This window comes from Pseudomonas sp. NY15372 (assembly GCF_048068215.1).
Lineage (GTDB): Bacteria > Pseudomonadota > Gammaproteobacteria > Pseudomonadales > Pseudomonadaceae > Aquipseudomonas > Aquipseudomonas guariconensis_A.
In genome coordinates, this window is record NZ_JBLUPY010000001.1 from 13,560 (window position 1) to 37,944 (window position 24,385).

General features: G+C 63.3%; 22 protein-coding genes. 6 read left to right on the forward strand and 16 right to left on the reverse strand.

Annotation, left to right across the window (positions count from 1 at the left end):
• Positions 1-147 precede the first annotated feature (147 nt).
• The 3 genes from ACNFG0_RS00085 to ACNFG0_RS00095 are packed head-to-tail and all read left to right on the forward strand — an operon-like array spanning position 148 to position 1,179.
• Positions 148-396, forward strand: coding sequence for a helix-turn-helix domain-containing protein (locus ACNFG0_RS00085; RefSeq protein WP_416763718.1), 249 nt, complete (start codon positions 148-150; stop codon positions 394-396).
• A gap of 14 nt (positions 397-410) precedes the next feature.
• Complete coding sequence (locus ACNFG0_RS00090) at positions 411-800, forward strand: head completion/stabilization protein (RefSeq protein WP_196143334.1); 390 nt, start codon at positions 411-413, stop codon at positions 798-800.
• Positions 793-1,179 (forward strand): hypothetical protein, encoded by a 387-nt coding sequence (locus ACNFG0_RS00095; protein ID WP_416763719.1) that lies wholly within the window; start codon positions 793-795, stop codon positions 1,177-1,179. Before ACNFG0_RS00090 ends, ACNFG0_RS00095 begins: the two co-directional genes overlap by 8 nt.
• Here ACNFG0_RS00095 and ACNFG0_RS00100 read toward each other — a convergent pair.
• The gene (locus ACNFG0_RS00100; RefSeq protein WP_416763720.1) at positions 1,176-1,580 is read right to left on the reverse strand and encodes a helix-turn-helix domain-containing protein; all 405 of its coding nucleotides are present in this window, start codon (positions 1,578-1,580) and stop codon (positions 1,176-1,178) included. The genes ACNFG0_RS00095 and ACNFG0_RS00100 overlap by 4 nt on opposite strands.
• A 493-nt stretch (positions 1,581-2,073) precedes the next feature.
• On the opposite strand from ACNFG0_RS00100, the gene ACNFG0_RS00105 reads away from it, so the two are divergent.
• Positions 2,074-2,364, forward strand: coding sequence for an ogr/Delta-like zinc finger family protein (locus ACNFG0_RS00105; RefSeq protein ID WP_196143332.1), 291 nt, complete (start codon positions 2,074-2,076; stop codon positions 2,362-2,364).
• A 75-nt stretch (positions 2,365-2,439) separates the two neighbouring features.
• On the opposite strand, the gene nuoN is transcribed toward ACNFG0_RS00105, so the two are convergent.
• The 15 genes from nuoN to ACNFG0_RS00180 form a co-directional block, all read right to left on the reverse strand.
• A complete protein-coding gene (nuoN, locus tag ACNFG0_RS00110) occupies positions 2,440-3,909 on the reverse strand; it encodes an NADH-quinone oxidoreductase subunit NuoN (protein ID WP_084859178.1) in 1,470 nt (489 codons plus the stop codon).
• A gap of 7 nt (positions 3,910-3,916) precedes the next feature.
• Entirely contained in the window at positions 3,917-5,449 is a 1,533-nt protein-coding gene (nuoM, locus tag ACNFG0_RS00115; RefSeq protein WP_416763721.1) for an NADH-quinone oxidoreductase subunit M, read from the reverse strand.
• Positions 5,450-5,498: 49 nt separating this feature from the next.
• Positions 5,499-7,352 carry an NADH-quinone oxidoreductase subunit L gene (nuoL, locus tag ACNFG0_RS00120; protein ID WP_196143330.1) on the reverse strand — a complete coding sequence of 618 codons (1,854 nt, stop codon included), beginning with the start codon at positions 7,350-7,352 and terminating at the stop codon, positions 5,499-5,501.
• Complete coding sequence (nuoK, locus tag ACNFG0_RS00125; RefSeq protein ID WP_008096201.1) at positions 7,349-7,657, reverse strand: NADH-quinone oxidoreductase subunit NuoK; 309 nt, start codon at positions 7,655-7,657, stop codon at positions 7,349-7,351. Before nuoK ends, nuoL begins: the two co-directional genes overlap by 4 nt.
• A 3-nt stretch (positions 7,658-7,660) precedes the next feature.
• Positions 7,661-8,161, reverse strand: a complete 501-nt coding sequence (nuoJ, locus tag ACNFG0_RS00130) for an NADH-quinone oxidoreductase subunit J (protein ID WP_196143329.1) — start codon at positions 8,159-8,161, stop codon at positions 7,661-7,663.
• 10 nt (positions 8,162-8,171) lie between these two features.
• Positions 8,172-8,720, reverse strand: a complete 549-nt coding sequence (gene nuoI / locus ACNFG0_RS00135; protein WP_016488223.1) for an NADH-quinone oxidoreductase subunit NuoI — start codon at positions 8,718-8,720, stop codon at positions 8,172-8,174.
• 11 nt (positions 8,721-8,731) lie between these two features.
• Entirely contained in the window at positions 8,732-9,739 is a 1,008-nt protein-coding gene (gene nuoH / locus ACNFG0_RS00140; protein ID WP_084859172.1) for an NADH-quinone oxidoreductase subunit NuoH, read from the reverse strand.
• Entirely contained in the window at positions 9,736-12,450 is a 2,715-nt protein-coding gene (nuoG, locus tag ACNFG0_RS00145; RefSeq protein WP_196155950.1) for an NADH-quinone oxidoreductase subunit NuoG, read from the reverse strand. The genes nuoH and nuoG overlap by 4 nt, the downstream gene beginning before the upstream one ends.
• Before the next feature lie 123 nt (positions 12,451-12,573).
• On the reverse strand, positions 12,574-13,953 hold the full coding sequence (gene nuoF / locus ACNFG0_RS00150) for an NADH-quinone oxidoreductase subunit NuoF (RefSeq protein ID WP_196143327.1): 1,380 nt from the start codon (positions 13,951-13,953) through the stop codon (positions 12,574-12,576).
• The gene (gene nuoE, locus ACNFG0_RS00155; protein WP_084859167.1) at positions 13,950-14,447 is read right to left on the reverse strand and encodes an NADH-quinone oxidoreductase subunit NuoE; all 498 of its coding nucleotides are present in this window, start codon (positions 14,445-14,447) and stop codon (positions 13,950-13,952) included. The genes nuoF and nuoE overlap by 4 nt, the downstream gene beginning before the upstream one ends.
• Before the next feature lie 2 nt (positions 14,448-14,449).
• The gene (gene nuoC / locus ACNFG0_RS00160; RefSeq protein ID WP_196143326.1) at positions 14,450-16,231 is read right to left on the reverse strand and encodes an NADH-quinone oxidoreductase subunit C/D; all 1,782 of its coding nucleotides are present in this window, start codon (positions 16,229-16,231) and stop codon (positions 14,450-14,452) included.
• A gap of 79 nt (positions 16,232-16,310) precedes the next feature.
• Complete coding sequence (locus ACNFG0_RS00165) at positions 16,311-16,988, reverse strand: NuoB/complex I 20 kDa subunit family protein (protein ID WP_196143325.1); 678 nt, start codon at positions 16,986-16,988, stop codon at positions 16,311-16,313.
• Between the two features lie 9 nt (positions 16,989-16,997).
• The gene (locus ACNFG0_RS00170) at positions 16,998-17,411 is read right to left on the reverse strand and encodes an NADH-quinone oxidoreductase subunit A (protein WP_043209159.1); all 414 of its coding nucleotides are present in this window, start codon (positions 17,409-17,411) and stop codon (positions 16,998-17,000) included.
• 847 nt (positions 17,412-18,258) lie between these two features.
• Positions 18,259-19,584 carry an isocitrate lyase gene (gene aceA / locus ACNFG0_RS00175; protein WP_196155951.1) on the reverse strand — a complete coding sequence of 442 codons (1,326 nt, stop codon included), beginning with the start codon at positions 19,582-19,584 and terminating at the stop codon, positions 18,259-18,261.
• Positions 19,585-20,071: 487 nt separating this feature from the next.
• The gene (locus ACNFG0_RS00180) at positions 20,072-20,836 is read right to left on the reverse strand and encodes a secretin N-terminal domain-containing protein (RefSeq protein ID WP_416763722.1); all 765 of its coding nucleotides are present in this window, start codon (positions 20,834-20,836) and stop codon (positions 20,072-20,074) included.
• Positions 20,837-21,032: 196 nt separating this feature from the next.
• Here ACNFG0_RS00180 and ACNFG0_RS00185 point away from each other — a divergent pair, with 196 nt between their 5' ends.
• Positions 21,033-22,754 carry a S8/S53 family peptidase gene (locus tag ACNFG0_RS00185; RefSeq protein WP_416763723.1) on the forward strand — a complete coding sequence of 574 codons (1,722 nt, stop codon included), beginning with the start codon at positions 21,033-21,035 and terminating at the stop codon, positions 22,752-22,754.
• Between the two features lie 99 nt (positions 22,755-22,853).
• Positions 22,854-24,296 carry a SulP family inorganic anion transporter gene (locus ACNFG0_RS00190; protein WP_416763724.1) on the forward strand — a complete coding sequence of 481 codons (1,443 nt, stop codon included), beginning with the start codon at positions 22,854-22,856 and terminating at the stop codon, positions 24,294-24,296.
• Positions 24,297-24,385: the final 89 nt, after the last annotated feature.

Genomic DNA, 24,385 nt, shown 5'->3' on the forward strand with positions numbered 1-24,385 from the left:
GTGTGCGCATTAAATGCCAGTCATTTTTGTCGGGAGCGCTTTTACAACGCTCACTGCTGGAGCGTGCCGCTCATTAGTTCGTAAGGTGCAAGGACAGCAACAGCGAAGCCCCTGAGGGGCAAATTATGAACGTATGGAGAGCGTCCTATGAACCTGCAAAGCCAACTGAAGCCCGACGCCACCGTCGAGCAGTCCATCCATCTCACCCCAAGGGAAAAAGAAGTTCTGCTTTGGTGCGCCTATGGCAAGACATCTTGGGAAATTGGCCAGATCGTAGGATGCAAAGAGTCAACTGTTAATTTTCATATCAGCAATATCCTACGCAAGTTTGCTGTAAATACCCGGGTCGCTGCGGTGATCAAGGCCATGCGGTACGGCCTGTTGAAAGACCAGTAAGAAGGAAGCCGTCGATGAACCGTAACGCTTCAGCAACTACCGAGGTCGACTCCCAACTCCAGGGGGCGCGTTATCTGGCATGCCACGACTTGTTCTGGCCACGTATCGATCTGGATGTATTGCGTGACCGCTTGCGCCTTCCTCCTGGAATCAGCGATACGCAATTGGAATTGGCCGCCAGGGCGTCGGTTGAACTGGCAGCCCAGGAGTTCGCCCAATGGCGGCGGTGCCTGCGCGAGCGTGGCTATAGGCGGCTCATCGACGTGGCTCGGCACGACCAGGGCAGGGCGCTTTCGACCTGCTACCTACGGCTGGTGGAAGCGGGTACCCGCAGAGCCTTGGCCCGACATGTCACCGAGGTTGGGCTGGGCGCGCCATTACGCAACGAGGTGTCCCATGAATGAACTGCTGGAGACGACCCTGCATACCCTGGAGCACTTCCAGGAGGTCGGCGGACCGACCAGCCTGGACTTCAATGCCCTGTTCGGAGCGATGCTCGGCGCCTGGCTGGTCAGCAGCTCACGACGTCGGCTAAGGCAATGGGGCATTCTGAGCAACGACGACCGGTTGAAGGTCTGGCAACGCATGGTCGCCTTGGCATTGGCAGGTGGCGTTGGCTACCTCTTCACGCCATTCGTGCTGTCGCTCGCGCCCTCCCTGCCCAGTGGTGTCGCTGCATTTGTCGCTGCCCTGGTAGTCATTCCCATCAGCATCAAGGTCATGCACTGGGTGGATCATGCAGACCTGCAGGACATGATCCAGCGCTGGCGCAAAGGACATTAGGAATGATTGCCGGGACGGCTTGCAAGCTCTTCGAGGCGACGCTCCAGTTGATAGATGCGCAGCTTGTCCTGAACGGTCGCACGGATGGTTTGCAGGTCCAGGTCGGACAACTCCCTCAACTGCACGAGCAGATCCGCCTCCCAGGTCGGCATCGAGGTGTCCGCCTGTGGGGCTGGGGATATCCGAGCCTGGGGGCCATCCCCCAACAATAACCAGTCCAGTGACAAACCCTGTTGTTCGGCCAGCGCGACGCACAGCGAATAAGGGACGCGCCCACGCACTTTCCAACTACTCAGGGTTTGCGGGCTGATGCCCAACGCTCTGGCAAGCTCGATATCGGTTGTGCAACCGGAAATTAGCTTCAGTCGGCTCAATATCGCAGCAATGCAGGTTTTACTCATTGTGAATACCATGGAAGAGTAGTGATAAGATTTGTAGGCAAAGGTATGCAATATGAATATATTGGCGATATATCACTCGGCGTGGATGGCACAAAATATGGCTGCGATGAAAAGGACTACATATATTTGGGTATGTGCCTACGATAATTCCAATGCAAGATTATAGAGTGTTCTGGCGCAATAAGCTAAGAGGGCAGGGTTGCCCGGCTCTGTTGTTGCGATGCGGAAGTATTACTCAATATGAGTATCGTGGTGATGGCTATTTTTTCGCCGCGATCAAGCTCATCCCATTAGATTGGCAGGATTCCACTCAGCATAGAATGGTAAGTAATATGAATTTGTTGAAAAAACTTATAGGTGCATTGGCACATGCTTACTGCAACTTCCGAATAGTCTTGCGAGGGCTGTGCGAGGCACTAAGTATGAGTGAGCAGGGCTGCGTCAAGGTGCTCAGCGGTTCGAATATTTCCCTGAAGGACGGCGGGAGGCTCCTATGAGTAGCTACAAACTGGTATGCCCGCATTGCAGCGGCAAGATGCGGATCCGAACCAGTGAAGGGCGTCACGTCTTTCTCCGGATCGCTTACCTGCAATGTGTCAACGAAGCCTGCGGTTGGTCGGTGCGCGCTCAGTTCGAGATGACTCATGAACTGTCTCCAAGTGGCATGCCCAACCCGGACGTTCACCTTCCAAGCGCTGCCGGTGAGTTGCGCCGGGCAGCCAATAATCCGGGCCGGCCACGCAAGACCACCCGCAGCGTTACGAACGCCTCCGGTGTGGCGTGATCTTCCGCGCACCGTAATAAGAACCCCAAAACAAAACACCCCGCATAAGCGGGGTGTTTTGTTTTGGGCGGGTGATCAGCCGATCAGTTGCAGGCCGGCTTGTTGCACCATTTCCAGCAGAGGCTGTGGGTACACACCCAGGACGAAGGCGAGGATGGCGATGGCCAGCAGCATGACGCCGCCGGTGCGCTGTTCCCACTTCAGCGGGGCATCGTGGCGACGCAGGTTCGGCTCGACCAGGTACAGAGTGACCATGACGCGCAGGTAGTAGTAGACGCCGATGGCGCTACCAATCACCAGGGCACCGACCAGCCACCACAGGTGCGACTCGACGCCGGTGGCGATGATGTAGAACTTGCCGATGAAGCCTGCGGTCAGCGGGATACCGGCCAGCGACAGCATCATCACGGTCAGTACCGCGGTCAGGTACGGACGACGCCAGAACAGGCCACGGTACTCGTACAGGGCGTCGGCGTCACGGCCGGCATAAGGCGAGGACATCAACGTGATCACGCCGAAGGCGCCCAGGCTGGTGATCACGTAGGTGACCAGGTACACGCCGATGGCTTCGGTGGCCAGGCCCTTGCTCGCCACCAGGGCGATGACCAGGTAGCCGAAGTGGGCGATGGACGAGTAACCGAGCAGACGCTTGAGGTTGCTCTGGGTCAGTGCCAGCAGGTTGCCGATGATGATCGAGGCTACTGCGATCACGGCCAGCACAGTGCTCAGCACGCCGCTGCTGGCAGCAGGGGAGAGCATGAACAGGCGCACGACCACGGCGAACACCGCGACCTTGCTGGCGGTGGCCAGGAAGGCGGCGACCGGCGCCGGAGCACCTTCGTACACGTCCGGGGTCCACAGGTGGAACGGTACCAGCGACAGTTTGAAGGCCAGGCCGACCAGCATCATGCCCAGGCCCAGTTGGGCCAGCAGGCTTGGCATGCTGGTGCTGGCCAGGGCCTTGCCGATCTGGTCGAAGGTCAGGCTGCCGGCGTCGGCATACAGCAGGGCCATGCCGAACAGCAGGAAGGCCGAGCCCGCGGCCGAGAGCACCATGTACTTGATACCGGCTTCCAGCGAACGCTTGTTGAAGAAGGCATACGCCACCAGGCCGTAGACCGGTACCGACAGCAGCTCCAGGCCGATGAACAGGCCGGCCAAGTGGTTGGCGCTGACCAGCACCAGGCCGCCCAGGGCAGACATCAGCAGCAGCAGGTACAGCTCTTCACGGTTGCCTGGGTAGCCCTTGGCGCCCTCGCCCAGGTAGGCGTGGGCAAGGGTGACGCAGGCGAGCGTGGCCACCAGGATCAGGGCCATGTACAGGCAGGCGAACTTGTCGATGGTCACCAGCGAGGTGACCGCCAGCGGCGCGACCTTCAGCGCCGGCAGGATCGACAACAGGGCCAGGTTCAGGCCCACGGTGGACAGCAGGAAGGTCTGCGAGTGATTGCGCTTCCAGGCGATCGCCAGCATCACCACCACCGTGGTCACGGTGGTGATGAGCATCGGCGCCAATGCGATGAAGTGTTGAGTGGTGAATTCCATAGCGCTCTTACCGGGCCGAAGCGAGTTGAGTGAAAGCGGAACCGAGCCACTGCTGCACACCGCTCATGGTGGCGGCAGAGGTGTCCAGGAACGGCTGCGGGTACACGCCCAGCAGGATCAGCAGGCCCGCCAGGCCCAGGACCATGACCAGCTCGCGACCGTCCATGCCGGCCAGTACGGTATCGCTCTTGGCCGGGCCGAAGTAGGCGCGGTGGATCATGATCAGCGAGTAGACCGAACCGAACACCAGGCCGGTGGTGGCGATCACGGTGATCCACGGCACGCTGGCGAAGCTGCCGATCAGGATCAGGAACTCGCCCACGAAGTTGCCGGTGCCTGGCAAGCCGAGCGATGCAGCGGCGAAGAACAGGCTGATGGCCGGCAGGTAGGCGATGCGGTGCCACAGGCCGCCCATCTGGCGCATGTCACGGGTATGCAGGCGCTCGTACAGCTGGCCGGCCAGGATGAACAGCGCGGCAGCCGACAGACCGTGGGCCAGCATCTGGATCACCGCGCCCTGCAGGGCCTGCTGGCTGCCGGAGTAGATGCCGATCAGCACGAAGCCCATGTGCGAGACGCTGGAGAACGCGACCAGGCGCTTGATGTCCGTTTGCGCGAAGGCCAGGAAGGCACCGTAGAAGATACCGATCAGGCCCAGGGTCATGGCGATCGGCGCGAACTCGGCCGAGGCGTTCGGGAACAGCGGCAGGGCGAAGCGCAGCAGGCCGTACGCCGCCGTCTTCAGCAAGATACCCGCCAGGTCCACGGAGCCCGCGGTCGGCGCCTGGGCGTGGGCATCAGGCAGCCAGGAGTGGAACGGCACCACCGGCAGCTTCACCGCGAAGGCGATGAAGAAGCCCAGCATCAGCACGTACTCGACACCGGCCGGCAGTTCGGCCTTGAGCAGGTCGCTGTAGTTGAAGGTGATCACGCCGGTGGCGTTGTAGTTCACCAGCACCAGGCCGAGGATCGCCACCAGCATGATCAGGCCGCTGGCCTGGGTGAAGATGAAGAACTTGGTCGCGGCGTAGATCCGGGTCTTCTTGCCATCCGCGGAGCTGTGACCCCAGAGCGCGATGAGGAAGTACATCGGCACCAGCATCATTTCCCAGAAGAAGAAGAACAGGAACAGGTCCAGGGCCAGGAACACACCGACCACGCCGCCGAGGATCCACATCAGGTTGAGGTGGAAGAAGCCGACGTGGCGCTGGATCTCTTTCCAGGAACACAGCACCGACAGCACACCCAGCAGGCCGGTGAGCAGGATCATCAGCAGCGACAGGCCGTCGAGGGCCAGGTGGATGCTGATGCCGAAGCGCTTGATCCACTCGACCTTGTATTCGAGGGTCCAGGCAGGTTCGGCGCCCGGGGCCGGGGCCAGGGTGTAGTCGCCGTTACCCCACAGCCACAGGCCGATGCCGAGCAGCAGGGACATGGTCAGCAGCGCGATCCAGCGGGGCAGGGTGGTGCCGAAGCGCTCACCCAGCCAGCACAGGAGGCCGCCGATGAAGGGGATCAGGATCAGCCAAGGCAGAATCATGACGGGTTCGTTTCCTTTCGCAGAGTCGCAAGGTTCGCAAGGTTCATAGTCATACCGCCGCCACTACCACGGCGCCCAGTACCAGTACGGCACCCACGGCGATGGAGGCTGTGTACCAGCGCAGCTGGCCGGTCTCGGTCTTGCTCATGGCGACGTGACCGCCGCGAGCCATGCGAGGAATCAGGCCGATGCTGCGGTCAACCGGGTCCTTGCGCAGGAGGTGGCTGATCAGCAGGTAAGGTTTGACGAACAGCTTGTCGTAGATCCAGTCGAAGCCCCAGGCAGCGAACCACCAGGCCGACAGGACGCGGCCGATGCCGCTGTTTGCGATGGCCGTGACCAGGGTACGCTTGCCCAGGAATAGCACCGCGGCCAGCAGGATACCGGCGATGGCGATGGCACCGGAGACGATTTCCAGCGAGTGCTGGGCTTCGCCACCGGCATGGCCGACGCTCTGCGGCAGTACGCCTGCCAGCGGTGGGTGGATCCAGGCGCCGACGAAGGTCGACAGCACGATCAGCACGCCCAGCGGCAGCCAGTGGGAGATCCCGTGGCCGGCATGGGCTTCGGTCTTCGCTTCGCCGTGGAAGGCGATGAAGATCAGGCGGAAGGTGTACAGCGAAGTCATGAACGCACCGACCAGGCCGGCGTACAGCAGGCCGGAGTGGCCGCTGGCGAAGGCTTCCCAGAGGATCTCGTCCTTTGAGTAGAAACCTGCGGTCAGGATCGGCAAGGCGGCCAGGGCAGCGCCACCGACCACGAAGCTGGCATAGGCCAGCGGCAGCTTCTTCCACAGCCCGCCCATCTTGAAGATGTTCTGCTCGTGGTGGCAGGCGACGATCACCGCACCGGAGGCAAGGAACAGCAGGGCCTTGAAGAAGGCGTGGGTCATCAGGTGGAAGATCGCGCCTTCCCAGGCACCGACACCCAGGGCCAGGAACATGTAGCCGATCTGGCTCATGGTCGAGTAAGCGAGGATACGCTTGATGTCGGTCTGGACCAGCGCGGCGAAGCCGGCCAGGACCAGGGTCACGCCGCCGACGATGCCCACCAGGTGCAGGATGTCCGGCGCCAGCAGGAACAGGCCATGGGTACGAGCGATCAGGTAGACGCCTGCGGTCACCATGGTGGCGGCGTGGATCAGCGCGGAGACCGGGGTCGGGCCGGCCATCGCGTCGGCCAGCCAGGTCTGCAGCGGCAGCTGGGCCGACTTACCGACCGCACCACCGAGCAGCATCAAGGTCGCCAGAACCATCCAGGTGTCGCCAGCCTGGAACTTCTGCGGTGCCAGCACCAGCAGTTCCTGCACGTTCAGGGTACCCAGCTGGGCGAACAGGATGAACAGGCCGATGGCCATGAACACGTCGCCGATACGGGTGACGATGAAGGCTTTCAGTGCCGCGTTACCGTTGTTGCGGTTGCTGTAGTAGAAACCGATCAACAGGTACGAGCACAGGCCCACGCCTTCCCAGCCGAAGTAGATGAACAGCAGGTTGTCGCCCAGCACCAGGAACAGCATGCTGGCGATGAACAGGTTGGTGTACGAGAAGAAGCGCGAGTAACCGGCTTCGCCGCGCATGTACCAGGAGGCGAACAGGTGGATCAGGAAGCCCACACCGGTGACCACGCCGAGCATGGTGACCGACAGGCCGTCCAGGTAGAGGGTGAAGTTCGGCGCGAAGCCGTCCACCGACATCCACTGCCACAGCAGCTGGCTGTACGCGCCACCTTCAGGCGGCGCGACGTTGAATTGCCAGATCACGTAGGCGGCGACCGCGGCCGAGAGGCCGACGGAGCCAACGCCGATCAGCGCGGACAGGTTCTCCGAGAACCGCCCGCGCGAGAACGACAGCAGCAGGAAGCCGATCAGGGGGAAGACGAAAGTCAGGAAGAGAAGGTTCATCCGCGCATCTCACTGGCAGCATCGATGTCGAGAGTGTGGAAGCGGCGATACAGCTGCAGCAGGATCGCCAGGCCAATGCTGGCCTCGGCGGCTGCCAGGCTGATCACCAGAATGAACATCACCTGGCCGTCGGGCTGGACCCAACGGGCACCGGCGACGATGAACGCCAGGGCAGAGGCGTTCATCATGACTTCCAGGCTCATGAGTACGAAGAGGATGTTGCGGCGGACCATCAGGCCGACCAGACCGAGGCAGAACAGAATACCGGCGACTGCCAGACCGTGCTCGAGAGGGATAGCACCCATGATTTACTCCTTCGCCTCGTTGCGGCCCAGGTGGAAGGCCGTGACGGCTGCAGCCAGCAGCAGCATCGAGGCCAGTTCGACCACCAGCAGGTACGGGCCGAACAGGCTGATGCCCACGGCCTTGGCATCCACGGTGGTACCGCTGATGGCTGCGCCGCTTGGCTCGGCGAACAGCACGTAGAGCAGCTCGAGCAGCAGCAGGGCGCCCAGGACCACAGGCCCCGCCCAGATGCCTGGCTTGAGCCAGCCACGTTCCTGGGCGACCGAGGCCGGCCCGAGGTTGAGCATCATCACCACGAAGACGAACAGCACCATGATGGCGCCGGCATAGGCGATCACTTCCAGGGCGCCGGCGAACGGCGCACCCAGGGAGAAGAAGATCATCGCCACGGAGATCAGGGAAATGATCAGGTAGAGCAGGGCGTGCACGGGGTTGGTGCCGGTCACCACCCGGAGGGTGGAGACCACGGCGATCCCGGATGCGAAGTAGAAAGCGAATTCCATCTTTCTGTCCTTATGGGAGCAAGCTCTTCACGTTGATCGGCTCGGCTTCGTTCTGCGCAGCGCCTTTCGGCTTGCCAGCGATCGCCATACCCGCAACACGGTAGAAGTTGTAGTCAGGGTTCTTGCCGGGGCCGGAGATCAGGAGGTCTTCCTTCTCGTACACCAGGTCCTGACGCTTGAACTCGGCCATTTCGAAATCCGGAGTCAGCTGGATCGCGGTGGTCGGGCACGCTTCCTCGCACAGGCCGCAGAAGATGCAGCGCGAGAAGTTGATGCGGAAGAACTCCGGGTACCAGCGGCCGTCCTCGGTCTCGGCCTTCTGCAGCGAGATGCAGCCTACCGGGCAGGCCACCGCGCAGAGGTTGCACGCTACGCAGCGCTCCTCGCCGTCGGGGTCGCGGGTCAGGACGATGCGGCCGCGATAGCGCGGCGGCAGGTACACGGGCTCTTCAGGGTATTGCAGGGTGTCGCGCTTGCGGAACCCGTGGGAGAACACCATGGCCAGGCTGCGCAGCTGGGTGCCGGTGCCCTTAACGATGTCGCCGATATACTTGAACATGGGTCAAATCCTCACTGGGCCGCGACGGCTGGCGTGTTGTAGAGCACGATCGCAGCGGTCACCAGCAAATTGATCAGGGTCAGCGGCAGGCAGAACTTCCAGCTGAAGTCCATCACCTGGTCATAGCGTGGGCGCGGGATCGAGGCGCGCAGCAGGATGAACAGCATGATGAAGAACGCGGTCTTGAGGGCGAACCACAGGAATGGAACCTGTGGCAGCAGGCCGAACGGGCCATGCCAGCCGCCGAAGAACAGGGTCACCAGCAGCGCCGAGATCAGGATGATGCCGATGTACTCACCGACGAAGAACATGCCCCATTTCATGCCGGCATATTCGATGTGGTAGCCGTCGGCCAGTTCCTGCTCCGCTTCCGGTTGGTCGAACGGGTGACGGTGGGTCACGGCGACGCCAGCGATGAAGAAGGTGCAGAAGCCGAAGAACTGCGGAATGATGAACCACAGGTTCTGCGCCTGGTAGTCGACGATGTCGCGCATGTTGAACGAACCGGCCTGGACCACCACGCCCATCAGCGCAAGGCCCAGGAACACTTCGTACGACACGGTCTGGGCCGAGGCACGCAGGCTGCCGAGCAGGGCGTACTTGTTGTTCGACGACCAGCCGGCGAACAGCACGGCGTACACCGACAGACCGGCCATGGCGAAGAAGAACAACAAGCCGATGTTCAGGTCCGCCACGCCCCACAGCGGGGTGATCGGGATGATCACGAAGGCGATCAGCAGGGCGCTCATGGCCACCACCGGTGCCAGGGTGAAGATCATGCGATCGACGAAGGGCGGGTTCCAGTCTTCCTTGAAGAACATCTTCAGCATGTCGGCAGCGATCTGGAACATGCCGAACGGGCCGACACGGTTCGGACCGTAGCGGTCCTGCCACCAGCCGAGCAGGCGGCGCTCGACGAAGCTGAGCAGCGCGCCGCAGACCACCACCGCCAGCAGCACCACGATGGCCCGGACGACGGTGAGGATCACATCGATCACTTCGGGGGTGAACCAGCTCATTGTGCTGCCTCCTGCAGGCCTTCGACGGATGCGCCGAAGATGGCTGGCGGGATACCGGCCAGGCCTTTCGGCAGGGCGACCAGGCCTGCGCCCAGCTGTTCATTGACGCGCAGCGGCAGGCGCAGCGACACGCCGGCCACATTCAGGCTCAGCAGGGCGCCATCGTTGACGCCCAGGCGGTCGGCTTCGGACTTGGCCAGGGCCACGTAGGCGGCCGGGATGCGCTCTTGTACCGGGGCGGCGCGGGAGGAGGATTCCTCGCTGCCGAACAGGTGGTAGAACGGCACGGCAGTCCAGGTACCGCGGGCCGGGTTGAAGGCGCCCGGGATGGCGGTGAACCAGTTCAGGCGATCACCCTGCGATTCGATCAGGCGTACGCCTGGGTCGCCGGCGCGCAGGTGCCCTCCGACCTCGTCCTGGAATTTGTTCCAGGCCTGGGGCGAGTTCCAGCCCGGCGACCAGGCGAACGGCACCTGCTGACGCGGTTCGGCGCTGCCCGAGTAGCCTTCCATGGAGAAGGCGAAGGCGGTGTCCTTGTCCTGCGGGGTACGCGGCTCGTGCACGCTGATATTGGCGCGCATGGCGGTGCGGCCGGAGTAGCGCAGCGGTTCACGGGCCAGCTTCATGCCCTTGATGCGGAACGCGGCGGAAGGCGCGGCGTTGACGATGCCGGCCAGTTGCGGCGCGGCCTCGGCGCAGGCGCTGGTGACCTGGTCGAGCTGGGTCCAGTCGACCGGCTTGTTCAGCAGGGTGGCACGCAGGGCGTGCATCCAACGCCAGCCTTCGTGGACCAGGATGCTGCTGTCCAGGTACTGCGGGTCGAACACCTGGAAGAAGCGCTGGGCACGGCCTTCCTGGCTGACCAGGGTGCCGTCGCCTTCGGCGAAGGTGGCGGCCGGCAGCACCAGGTGGGCGCGGTCGACGGTCGGGGTCTTGGAGTGGTCTGCGACGATCACCACCTTGGCCGCAGCCAGGGCTGCATCGACCTTGGCGGCCGGCACGCGGGCGTACAGGTCGTTCTCCAGGACCACGATGGCGTCGGCCTTGCCGCTGATGACGGCATCCAGCGCGGCGTCGACGGATTCGCCGCCCATCATGGCCATGCCGAGGCTGTTGGCCTCAGGCACCACCAGGCTCAGCGAGCCGTTCTTCTCGCGCAGCTTCAGGGCCTTGGCGATGTTGGCGGCGGCTTCGATCAGTGCAGGATCGGCCAGGGAAGTGCCGGCGACCACCAGTGGGCGGTTGGCGGCGACCAGGGCGTCGGCGATGCGCTGGGCCAGGGCCTTGGCTTCGTCATCCAGGCCGGCAACGGCAGGCGCGCTCGGGTCGATGGCATGGGCCACGGCGAAGCCCAGGCGGGCGAGGTCGGCGGGAGCTGCGTGTACGCATTCCTCGGCGACGTCGTCCAGCTTGGTTTCAGCCAGGCTGGCAATGAACAGCGGGTACAGGGCGTGCTGGCCGATGTTCTTCACCGCAGCGTCGAGCCAGGGCTGTACGCGCATGGCGTCGGCCATGGCCTCGGCCTTGCCCTTGGTGGCCTGGCGCACGGCCAGGGCGACACGGGCAGCGGTCTGGGTCAGGTCTTCACCGAGCACGAACACGGCGTCGTGGTCTTCGATGTCGCGCAGGGTCGGAACCGGCAGCGGGCTGTTGTTCAGCACGTCCAGAACCAGGCGCACGCGGGCCAGCTCACCGGCTTCCATGCCCGAGTAGAAGTAATCGGCGCCGACCAGTTCGCGCAGGCCATAGTTGCTCTCGAGGCTCGCGCGCGGCGAGCCGATGCCGACGATGGTGCGGCCGCGCAGCAGGTCGGCGGCCTTGTCCAGGGCGGCGTCCAGGCCCAGCTTGGTGCCGTCGGCCAGGTGTGGTTGGCGCGGGCGGTCGGTGCGGTTGACATAGCCATAGCCGAAGCGGCCGCGGTCGCACAGGAAGTACTGGTTGACCGAACCGTTGAAGCGGTTCTCGACGCGGCGCAGCTCGCCGTAGCGCTCACCGGGGCTGATGTTGCAGCCGCTGGAGCAACCGTGGCAGATGCTCGGGGCGAACTGCATGTCCCACTTGCGGTTATAGCGCTCGGAGTGGGTCTTGTCGGTGAATACGCCGGTCGGGCAGACCTCGGTCAGGTTGCCGGAGAACTCGCTCTCCAGCACGCCGTCCTCGACGCGACCGAAGTACACGTTGTCGTGGGCGCCATAGACACCCAGGTCGGTGCCGCCTGCGTAGTCCTTGTAGTAGCGCACGCAGCGGTAGCAGGCGATGCAGCGGTTCATCTCGTGGGCGATGAACGGGCCGAGGTCCTGGTTCTGGTGGGTACGCTTGGTGAAACGGTAGCGGCGCTCGTTGTGGCCGGTCATTACCGTCATGTCCTGCAGGTGGCAGTGACCGCCTTCCTCGCACACCGGGCAGTCGTGCGGGTGGTTGGTCATCAGCCATTCGACGACGCTGGCGCGAAACGCCTTGGACTCTTCATCGTCGATGGAGATCCAGGTGCCGTCGGAGGCAGGGGTCATGCAGGACATGACGATACGACCACGGGTGTCGTTCTCGTCGGTGTACTGCTTGACCGCACATTGCCGGCAGGCGCCGACGCTACCGAGCGCCGGGTGCCAGCAGAAATAGGGGATGTCGAGGCCGAGCGACAGACAGGCCTGTAACAGGTTGTCTGCACCGTTGACTTCGAGCGCTTTGCCGTCTACGTGGATAGTGGCCATGGTTCAAAGTTCTTCGTTGGCCCGCGTGAGCGGGCGTGGCTAATGGAAATCGGTGTGCCTGCGGCTCGCTCCTGGGCGGGCCTGCTGGCAGGCGGATGGCTGGGCCATCCGCGTTTCATCTTGTTATGCGCCGACCACGACCGGCCCGGCCGGGACAGGCTTTGCCAGGTTCGGGCGCAGGGCGTCGCCAGCCGCGGCTGGGGCGACACCGGCCTCGAATTCCGAGCGGAAGTACTTGATGGCGCTGCCCAATGGCTCCACGGCGCCCGGTGCGTGGGCACAGAAGGTGCGGCCTGGGCCGAGGAAGTTGACCAGACCCAGCAGGGTCTCGATGTCTTCGGCGCGGCCCTGGCCTTTCTCCAGGGCGCGCAGCATCTTCACGCTCCAAGGCAGGCCGTCGCGGCAGGGGGTGCACCAGCCGCAGGACTCACGGGCGAAGAACTCTTCCATGTTGCGCAGCAGCGAGACCATGTTGATGCTGTCGTCGACCGCCATGGCCAGGCCTGTACCCATACGGGTACCGACCTTGGCGATGCCACCGGCGTACATCTGCGCATCCAGGTGCTCGGGCAGCAGGAAGCCGGTACCGGCGCCGCCAGGCTGCCAGCACTTGAGCTTGTAGCCGTCGCGCATACCACCGGCGTAGTCCTCGAACAGTTCGCGGGCGGTGACGCCGAACGGCAGTTCCCACAGGCCCGGGTTCTTCACCTTGCCGGAGAAGCCCATCAGCTTGGTGCCGTGGTCCTCGCTGCCTTCGCGGGCTAGCGACTTGTACCAGTCGTTGCCGTTGGCGACGATGGCCGGGACGTTGCACAGGGTCTCGACGTTGTTCACGCAGGTCGGCTTGCCCCACACGCCAACGGCGGCAGGGAAGGGCGGCTTGGAGCGCGGGTTGGCGCGGCGGCCTTCCAGGGAGTTGATCAGTGCGGTTTCTTCACCGCAGATGTAGCGCCCGGCACCGGTGTGCACGAACAGCTCGAAATCAAAGCCGCTGCCGAGGATGTTCTTGCCCAGCAGGCCGGCGGCCTTGGCTTCCTCGATGGCGCGGTTGAGGTTCTTCGCCGCGGTGGTGTATTCGCCGCGCAGGAAGATGTAGCCGCGGTAGGCCTTCAGGGCGCGGGCGCTGATCAGCATGCCCTCGACCAGCAGATGGGGCTGTTGCTCCATCAGCATGCGGTCCTTCCAGGTGTTGGGTTCCATCTCGTCCGCGTTGCACAGCAGGTAGCGGATGTTCAGGGACTCGTCCTTGGGCATCAGGCCCCACTTCACGCCAGTGGGGAAGCCTGCGCCGCCACGGCCTTTGAGGCCGGAGTCCTTGACGCTCTGGACGATATCGTCGGCGGACATCTGCGCCAGCGCCTTGCGGGCGGCCGCATAGCCGTTCTTGGCCTGGTACTCCTCGAGCCAGATCGGCTCGCCGTCGTCGCGCAGGCGCCAGGTCAGTGGGTGGGTTTCAGCCGAACGCGCGATGCGGTTGGCCGGGCCGAAGGAAGTGATGGTCATACGTAGCCCTCCAGCAATTTGGCAACGCCGGCAGGCTGGACGTCGCCGAAGGTGTCGTCGTCGATCATCAGCGCCGGGGCCTTGTCGCAGTTGCCCAGGCAGCACACCGGCAGCAGGGTGAAGCGCCCGTCGGCGGTGGTCTGGCCCAGGCCGATGCCCAGCTCGCTCTGGATCTGGCTGACCACCGACTCGTGGCCGCCGATGTAGCAGACCATGCTGTCGCAGACACGGATGATGTGACGGCCGACAGGTTGGCGGAAGATCTGGCTGTAGAAGGTGGCCACGCCTTCGACGTCGCTGGCCGGAATACCGAGCACTTCACCGATGGCGTAGATGGCGCCGTCCGGTACCCAGCCACGTTCCTTCTGAACGATCTTCAAGGCCTCGATGGACGCCGCGCGCGGGTCCTCGTAGTGGTGCATCTCGTGCTCGATGGCCGAGCGCTCGGTTTCGCTCAGGACGAAACGGTCGGTTTGGATAAGCGTGCTGTTCATGCTTAGCGGTCCACGTCAGCCATAACGAAGTCGATACTGCCCAGGTACGCGATGAGGTCCGCGACCATGCTGCCTTTGATCACCGAAGGGATCTGCTGCAGGTGCGGGTAGCTCGGCGTACGGATCCGGGTGCGGTAGCTCATGGTGCCGCCATCGCTCGTCAGGTAGTAACTGTTGATGCCCTTGGTCGCCTCGATCATCTGGAACGACTCGTTGGCCGGCATGACCGGGCCCCACGAGACTTGCAGGAAGTGGGTGATCAGGGTCTCGATGTGCTGCAGGGTGCGCTCTTTCGGTGGCGGCGTGGTCAGCGGGTGGTCCGCCTTGTACGGGCCTTCCGGCATGTTGCGCAGGCACTGGTCGATGATGCGGATACTCTGGCGCATCTCCTCGACGCGGACCATGCAGCGATCGTAGGCATCGCCGTTGTGGGCCAGCGGCACTTCGAACTCGAAGTTCTCGTAGCCGGAGTAGGGGCGGGCCTTGCGCAGGTCGAAGTTGCAACCGGTGGCACGCAGGCCGGCACCGGTGGTGCCCCATTCCAGGGCTTCCTTGGTGTTGTACGCGGCAACGCCGATGGTACGGCCCTTGAGGATGCTGTTCTGCAGGGCGGCCTTCTCGTACTCGTCCAGGCGCTTGGGCAGCCATTCGACGAAGTCCTTGACCAGCTTGTCCCAGCCGCGCGGCAGGTCGTGGGCGACGCCACCGATGCGGTACCAGGCCGGGTGCAGGCGGAAACCGGTGATCGCCTCGATCACGGTGTAGGCGCGCTGGCGGTCGGTGAAGGTGAAGAAGACCGGGGTCATGGCGCCCACGTCCTGGATGTAGGTACCCAGGAACAGCAGGTGGCTGGTGATGCGGAAGAACTCGGCCAGCATGACGCGGATGGTGTCGACCTTCTGCGGCACCTTGATGCCGGCCAGCTTCTCGACGGCCAGCACGTACGGCAGGTTGTTCATCACCCCGCCGAGGTAGTCGATACGGTCGGTGTAGGGGATGAAGCTGTGCCAGGACTGGCGCTCGGCCATCTTCTCGGCGCCACGGTGGTGGTAGCCGATGTCCGGGACGCAATCGACGATCTCTTCGCCGTCCAGCTGCAGGACGATACGGAAGGCACCGTGGGCGGAAGGGTGGTTGGGGCCCAGGTTGAGGAACATGTAGTCCTCGTTGGCGCCATGACGCTTCATGCCCCAGGCTTCAGGGTTGAAGCGAGCCGACTCTTCTTCAAGCTGCTGCTTGGCCAGGTTCAGGCTGTACGGGTCGAACTCGGTGGCACGCGCCGGGAAGTCCTTGCGCAGCGGGTGGCCTTCCCAGGTCGGCGGCATGAGGATGCGCGACAGGTGCGGGTGGCCGGCGAAGTCGATGCCGAACATGTCCCAGACTTCGCGCTCGTACCAGTTGGCATTGGGCCAGATACCGGTGACCGACGGCAGGTTCAGGTCGCCTTCGCTCAAGGCCACCTTGATCATCACGTCGCTGTTACGCTCGACCGACAGCAGGTGGTAGAACACGCTGAAGTCGGCAGCCGGCAAGCCGCGGCGCTGGGTGCGCAGGCGCTCGTCGACGCCATGCAGGTCGAACAGCATGCTGTACGGCTTGGCGACGTTGCGCAGGAAGGAGAGGACGTCTTTGAGCTGGGCGCGGTTTACCCACAGGACCGGCATGCCGGTGCGGGTTTCCTGGGCGACGAATGCGTCGGCGCCAAAACGGTTGTGCAGTTCGACGACCACATCTTGGTCGTCAGCCTTGTAAGGCGGAATATAAATAGCGGTGTCCGCTGTCATGGTCTCGGTCGCTTTGAGTCAACGTAGAGAATGAAGCCAGGCCGCCGGCTCCTGGTGGAGCGGGCGGCATGTCGCTGGATCAGACTTCGTCGGGGCTGCGCAGGTTAGTGACCTGGATGCGCTGTTCACGACGCAGGTCTTTCTGGGCGGGCATCTCGGCACGGTAAATGCCTTGATCACCGACGACCCAGGAAAGCGGGCGTCGCTCCTGGCCGATCGACTCCTGCAGCAGCATCAGGCCCTGCAGGAAGGCTTCGGGGCGAGGCGGGCAGCCAGGCACATAGACATCCACGGGGAGGAACTTGTCGACCCCCTGAACGACCGAGTAAATGTCGTACATGCCGCCGGAGTTGGCGCACGAGCCCATGGAGATCACCCACTTGGGTTCGAGCATCTGCTCGTAGAGGCGCTGGATGATCGGCGCCATCTTGATGAAGCAGGTGCCGGCGACGACCATGAAGTCGGCCTGACGTGGCGAGGCCCGGATGACTTCGGCGCCGAAGCGGGCGATGTCGTGGGGTGCCGTGAAGGCCGTGGTCATTTCCACGTAGCAGCAGGACAGGCCGAAGTTGTACGGCCAGAGGGAGTTCTTGCGACCCCAGTTGACCGCGCCACGCAGCACATCTTCGAGCTTGCCCATGAAGATGTTCTTGTGGACCTGGTCCTCTAGCAGCTGATCGGTGACGGTTTCCCGGTCACCGACAGGATACTGCTCGTTGGGCGCATCCGGATCGATTCTGGTGAGATTGTATTGCATGCCAAAGCCTCATTGTTTCAGCTTCGCTTGCCGCTTGCGGCGACCTTCGGGAGCCCAATCGAGCGCCCCGACGCGCCATAGGTAGACAAGACCAGCCAACAGAATTGCAATGAAAACGAGTGCTTCGACGAATCCGGTCCAGCCGCTTTCGCGGACGGACACAGACCATGCATACAGGAATAGGGCTTCGATATCGAAGATCACGAACAGCATCGCGACCAGATAGAATTTGGCGGACAGGCGCAGGCGGGCGCTGCCAACGGGCAGCATGCCGGATTCGAAGGGTTCGTTCTTGGCGCGGCCCCATGCCTTGCTACCGAGCAGGCTGGACAGGCCGAGCATGAAGGCACACAGGCCGACGACACCCAGGAGGAAGATGGCAAAGCCCCAGTTGTGGGCGATGAGTCCTACCGAATCGGACATGCTAGAAATCCTTATACAGAGACCCAGCTCTGCAGTCTGAAATAAGTAGAGCAGCGACGCGGTGTCGCGGTTGCAGTGACCAAATGTCGCAGCTGAATCAATCGGGCTGATTTTATGGGTAAACCCAGTGCAAGTAAAATTTCTGTGGCAAATTTATTCGTAGGATTAAGAACAAAAAATGTTCGTAAATGGCTGAAACCCTTGAGTTTCGGGCATTCCCGCCGCTTTTGTTAATTATGTTTCTTGCCTGGCGTAACGACACCTTGCTCATGTAATGATAATTAATATCATTTGGGCTGTTCGGCCGTTTTTAACTTGGCCTGGTGCTTGCTAAGTTCATTTCAGTGCTACCCCGGCTTGCAAATGCGAAAGGGTCTCGTTCTAGCAGGTGCTAGTCGCGTTTGTACCGCTCTGGATCAATACTTTATCGATTGAGCGGCCTGGGCTGAATCGCGATCGCGCCGATGCATATATATAGGAGGGCGCGACCCTGGATAGGGCGCCAGGGCGAAGCACGCGCTCTGGTTGGCGAACAGTCATAAGCATAGACGTGATTCGCCGGGGCACTGCACGGGCTTCATCGCCGGCAAGCCGGCTCCCACAGAGAGCTCGCCATTGGTAGGGTTTGCAGGATTCTGTAGGAGCGGGCTTCTCCCGCGATTGGATCGGCCCCGATATCACTGTTGCCAGGCAAGGGCTCCGCCATTGATCGCGGACTCCCGCAAAAACCTCAAAATCAATGAGTTAAGCGCTGTTCTTCGAGTGCTGGCTTGTCGGCGATAGGCCGAGGCCAAAACAAAAGGCCCAGGGCTTTCGCAAGCCCTGGGCCTTCATCAGCGCTTCGCTATCAGTGGAACTGCTCTTCCTCGGTCGAGCCGGTCAGCGCCGTCACCGAGGACGCGCCACCCTGGATCACGGTGGTCATGTCGTCGAAGTAGCCGGTACCGACTTCCTGCTGGTGCGCCACGAAGGTGTAGCCTTTGCTCGCATCGGCGAACTCCTGCTCCTGCAGCTTCACGTAGGCGGTCATGTCGTTGCGGGCGTAGTCGTGCGCCAGGTTGAACATGCCGTGCCACATGTTGTGGATGCCCGCCAGGGTGATGAACTGGTGCTTGTAGCCCATGGCCGACAGCTCGCGCTGGAACTTGGCGATGGTGGCGTCGTCCAGGTTCTTCTTCCAGTTGAAGGACGGCGAGCAGTTGTACGACAGAATCTGGTCCGGGTATTCCTTTTTGATCGCCTCGGCGAAGCGACGGGCTTCTTCCAGGTCCGGCTTGGCGGTTTCGCACCAGATCAGGTCGGCGTACGGGGCATAGGCCAGGCCGCGGGCGATGGCCTGGTCGAGGCCGGCGCGCACCTTGTAGAAGCCTTCGCGGGTGCGCTCGCCCACCACGAACGGCTGGTCGTACGGGTCGCAGTCGCTGGTCAACAGGTCGGCGGCGTTGGCGTCGGTACGGGCCAGGATGATGGTCGGCACGCCAGCGACGTCCGCTGCAAGGCGTGCGGCAACCAGTTTCTGCACCGCTTCCTGGGTCGGCACCAGGACCTTGCCGCCCATGTGGCCGCATTTCTTCACCGAAGCCAGCTGGTCTTCGAAGTGCACGCCGGCGGCGCCTGCCTCGATCATGTTCTTCATCAGTTCGTAGGCGTTCAGTACGCCGCCGAAACCGGCCTCGGCATCCGCCACGATCGGGGCGAAGTAATCGATGTAGCCATCGTCGCCTGGGTTCTTGCCGGCTTTCCACTGGATCTGGTCGGCGCGACGGAAGGCATTGTTGATGCGCTTGACCACGGTCGGTACCGAGTCGACCGGGTACAGCGACTGGTCAGGGTACATGGACTCGGCCGAGTTGTTGTCGGCGGCCACCTGCCAGCCTGACAGGTAGATGGCCTGGATGCCGGCCTTCACCTGCTGGACTGCCTGGCCGCCGGTCAGGGCGCCCATGCAGTTGACGAAATCTTTCTCGGGGCGGAAGGACGGGTGGGCACCTTCGGTGACCAGCTTCCACAGTTTTTCTGCACCCTGGCGGGCGAAGGTGTGTTCCGGCTGCAGAGAGCCACGCAGGCGGACGACATCGGCGGCGGTATAGGTACGGGTCACGCCTTTCCAGCGCGGGTTCTCGGCCCAGTCTTTCTCAAGGGCTGCAATTTGCTGTTCGCGTGTCAGTGCCATGGAAATAAAACCTCGTCGCATCAGTCTTGTGAAGTAGGTGCTTGTGCTCGACGCGGTCAGAGGCCTGGCGGCTGTCTGCCCGGCGGGAGGCGCTTGCGGACGAGGAGGCTCGAAGGGGAAGAGGGTGCAGGCGGGCAGGGTGTGACTACAGGTCGGCTCGTGGTTGCCTTGCTGCGGTACGACAGGACTGCCGGTTGCTGCGGTGATGCGCTTCCGTCCCTCGGGACAACTTCTTCGTCGCAGTCGCAATCCCGTCGAACCGCCTTGTGGGCCGTATGGACACGAGACGCCTCCAGGGGTAGGGAGGAGCGCATCTCGAAGGCCCTTGCCAGGGCCTCTGATTAGCGGGAGCGAGGCCATCATGCCCTTGGGAAAAAGTGCCTGTCAAATGTTTTGTAGTGCTTTTTTTCGCTTACTACATCTTTGGTCTAATGAGACTCTTCGGTCAGTTTCAAGGCTTTTGGTCGAGGCCTTGAAATGCCTGGGATCACTCCAGAAGGTCGACTTTCACCCGTAGTGTCATGTTTTCACCGCGCTGGGTGCTGTAGGTGATGGCCGAGGCGCTTTGTCCGGCCTGGCTCTGCTGGTTGTGTCCGGCCAGGGTGATCCACTCGCCGAGCTTGCCGGTGACCGTCGTGTCGGTGCTCTGAACTTTTACTACATCCTGGCGTTCGTTGCTCATTCGGTCATTATTGGTGCTTATTTGCAGACGAACCGTATCTCCGCTCAGGCTTGGGGTGACGTAGAAGCCTTGGGTGACATTGCGATATTCGGTATCGCTCTGGATGCGGCCATAGCCGTCGGTGCTGGTACTGGTGATGGGGATGCTCTGGCCCACCTGGATCAGCGCCGGCTGGCCTTCGCTGGCCTGTATCTGCTGCATGCCGCCTTCGCGGTTGCTGGTGCCATATTGGATGACCCGGGCGTTGCCGCGGTTGTCCTGGAAGTTGCTGTCATCGTTGTCGACGCTGATCAGCAGGCGCTTGGGCGCGGTGTCGAGCTGCTGCAGCAGGGTGCGCAGGTCGTCGATGCGTTCGGGGCTGGCGTTGATGATCAGCTTGTTCTCGAAGGCGCTGACGGTGCCGTCCTTGCCCAGGAACGATTGGGCCGTCGGCAACAGTTCGGCGCTGGTGCGGTGCTGCAGCGGCAGGACTTCGGTGGCGGCCAGTGCATTGAGGCTTGCGGCCAGCAGCAGGGAGGCGATGAGAGGGCGTAGCGGCATGTCCATGATCTCCGCGGGTGGAATGATCATGATGGCAAATTTGTCGAGGATGTGCCGGGTATGAATCACGGCGCCGGGCATTTTTGCCTGCCTGGGGCGGTCGCAGGTACCAGATGCGCTGGAATTTGTGGGAGCGGGCTTGCCCGCGATAGGGCCCTCACAGGCCACATGAACCTTTGCTCCGACCCGACAGTCGCAGCCAAGGGAAGCCAACGGATTGCCGCCTATGAAGCCCGTTCTCACCTTGCTGCTGTACCTGGTCGCGACTACCACTTACGCCTCCGAGGAACCGCTGCGCATCAAGCACCTGCAACGCTGCGGCGATCTGCTCAGCGATGCCCCGCAGCAATGGTGCCTGCGCACCCAAGGCCTTGGGCAGGGCAAGCCGGCGGTATGGCTCGATGGCCAGCCGCTGCCCGAAGCCCAGGTCCTTCGCGACGGCGATACGCTCAAGCTGACTCTCGACCGACCTCGCCAGCGCAGTGCGCCGCTGTGGCTCCAGGCCGATGACCAGCGGAGCAACCCTGTGTGGCTCACCCAGCGGCGTAGCCACGTGGTGGCTGCCGGCCCCGGCGAGGTGGTGAAGAACATGGATGGCCTGACCACCTACCTGGACCTGGTCAGCCTGTTGATCGAGGAAAAGCACGACGGCCTACCCGAGGCACAGCGCATTGCCGCGAAATACGGCGCCCAGGTGGTCGGTGCGATCCCGCCATTGAACGTCTACCAATTGCGCCTGCCGGTGCACGACTTGGTGCAGCGCGATGCGTTGATCCTGCGCATGGGCAGCGAGACCAGCGTCGATGCCGTGATCATCGAGGAGTCCGCCCCGGAGCGAGGCGAGGAAAGTGCCGGTCGCACGGCCAAGGCCATCGACCAGCAGGACGAGTGGGCGGCCAACCGCTTCCTGGATGCGCTGTATTTCTACCAGCGGCGCATCCCGGCTTCGTCCATACCCGTCCAGCCGCTGCGTATTGGCGTCATCGAGCGGGAGGTGGATTTCGATGCGCCGGCATTCAAGGCCTACCGTGGCGGCTGTGGCCAAGCGCCGGTGTGCCTCTACGCCCGCGATGGTGACCAGGCGGACAGCCACGGCAGCCATGTGGCCGGCATCCTGGCCGGACGCGGGGAGGGCGTGCAGGGTGGTTTCCTCAGTGGCCTGGGCAAGGTGAGCCCGGGCTTCGAGGTGATCGTCGAGCGTAACGCCGATGCCGGCATCACCGCCAACATCGCCGCCTCGGTGAACCTGGTGGAGGATGGCGTGCGGGTGTTGAACTGGAGCTGGGGCATCCACCGCGTCGGCGCGAAGAACGTGCAAGGCGACGAGGTGGACTCGCTGGTGCGCTCGGGCCTGGCCATGAGTGGTTACGAGGAGTTGCTGGAGGAGTTCTTCCTGTGGCTGCGCAAGGCGCACCCTGATGTGGTGGTGGTCAACTCGGCGGGCAATGGGGCGTCCTGGTCCGGCACCGACGAGTACCGCTTGCCGTCGTCGTTCGTCACCGAGCAGTTGCTGGTGGTCGGCGGCCACCAGCGCAGCGACCAGGCCGTTCCCGTGGATGCCCCGGAGCATGTGGTCAAGCGGCGCAGCTCCAACATCGACATGCGCGTGGATGTCAGCGCCGCAGCGTGTATTCGCCCCTCCCAGGCCGGCGACCCGCATTGCGGCACGTCCTATGCCACGCCGCTGGTGACCGCGACCGTGGCGGCCATGTTGTCGATCAACCCGGACCTGACCCCCGAACACGTGCGCATGCTGCTGCGCCGCAGCGCCCTGACCCTGGGCCCGCGACAAGACTTCGAGGCCATGGACGCCGAGGACCTGACGGCGCCGATCCTGCCGTCGGAGCGCAACGGCCAGCTACAGCACCCGGACCTGGGCCGCTCGGCACGCCTGGACATGCAACGTGCGTTGGACCTTGCGATACAGAGCCGCGAACGGGTGCGCTGAGGCCGCCGATGGTGGCCGCTGGCAGACAAATTTCGTAACATCGCGCCCCTCGATGTTCAGCCCGGGCCGTCGTTACCACCCGGAAACCACAGGAAGCCCATGAAACCCGCCCGACTCCGTGCCGACGTGCTCGCCGGCCTCACGACCTCGTTCGCCCTGGTGCCCGAGTGCATCGCCTTCGCCCTGGTGGCCCACCTCAACCCGCTCATGGGCCTGTATGGCGCTTTCATCATCTGTACCCTGACCGCGTTGTTCGGCGGCCGTCCGGGCATGATCTCCGGTGCCGCGGGTTCCATGGCGGTGGTCATCGTTGCCCTGGTGGTGCAGCACGGCGCCCAGTACCTGCTGGCCACGGTCCTGCTCGGAGGGGTGGTGATGATCCTGTTCGGCGTGCTGCGCCTGGGCAAGCTGGTGCGCCTGGTGCCATACCCGGTGATGCTCGGCTTCGTCAACGGCCTGGCCATCGTCATTGCCCTGGCCCAGCTCGAGCACTTCAAGGACGGCGAGCACTGGCTCAGTGGCTCGCCCCTGTATCTGATGATCGGCCTGGTGGCCCTGACCATGCTGGTCGTCTACATTTTGCCGCGCCTGACCCGTGCCGTGCCCCCGGCCCTGGTCGCGATCCTCGGGGTGGGCCTGCTGGTCTACCTGCTCGACCTGCCGACCCGCACCCTCGGCGACATGGCGCACATCGCCGGCGGCCTGCCGCAGTTGGCCCTGCCGCAGGTGCCTTGGAACCTGGAGACCCTTACGATCATCTGGCCCTATGCGGTGCTGATGGCCATGGTCGGTCTGCTGGAAACCCTGCTGACCCTCAACCTCACCGACGAGATCACCGAGAGCCGTGGCTACCCGGACCGCGAATGCGTGGCCTTGGGCGCGGCCAACATGGTCTCGGGCCTGTGCGGCGGCATGGGCGGCTGCGCGATGATCGGCCAGACGGTGATCAACCTCAGCTCCAATGGTCGAGGCCGGCTGTCGGGCGTGGTGGCCGGGGTGATGATCCTGCTGTTCGTGCTGTTCCTGTCGCCGTTGATCGAGCGCATCCCGCTGGCGGCGCTGGTGGGAGTGATGTTCGTGGTGGCCCAGCAGACCTTTGCCTGGGCGTCGCTGCGGGTGTTGCACAAGGTGCCCGCTAGTGATGTGCTGGCGATCGTTGCGGTGACCGTGGTCACGGTGTTCACCGATCTGGCCACTGCGGTGCTGTTCGGCATCGTCATCGCAGCGATCAACTTCGCCTGGCAGCACGCCCGCGAGCTGTATGCCGACAGCCATGACGACGGCGAGGGCGGCAAGGTCTACCAAGTGCATGGCACCCTGTTCTTCGCTTCGACCACGCCCTTCCTCAACCAGTTCGATCCGGCGCAGGATCCGGCCAGCGTGACCCTGGACTGCAAGCACTTGAGCTTCGTGGACTATTCGGCGATCGCGGCGCTGAAGACCTTGCGCGAACGCTATGCCAAGGCCGGGAAGCACCTGCGGGTAGTGCATCTGTCGGAGCGTTGCAAGAAGTTGCTCAAGCGGGCCGGCGAGCAGCACTGAGCTTGTGTTGTTCATGCTGGCGCCATCGCGGGGCGAGCCCGCTCCCACATTAGGTCGGCGCAGCCCTAGAAAGCAGCGGCGTCCCTGTG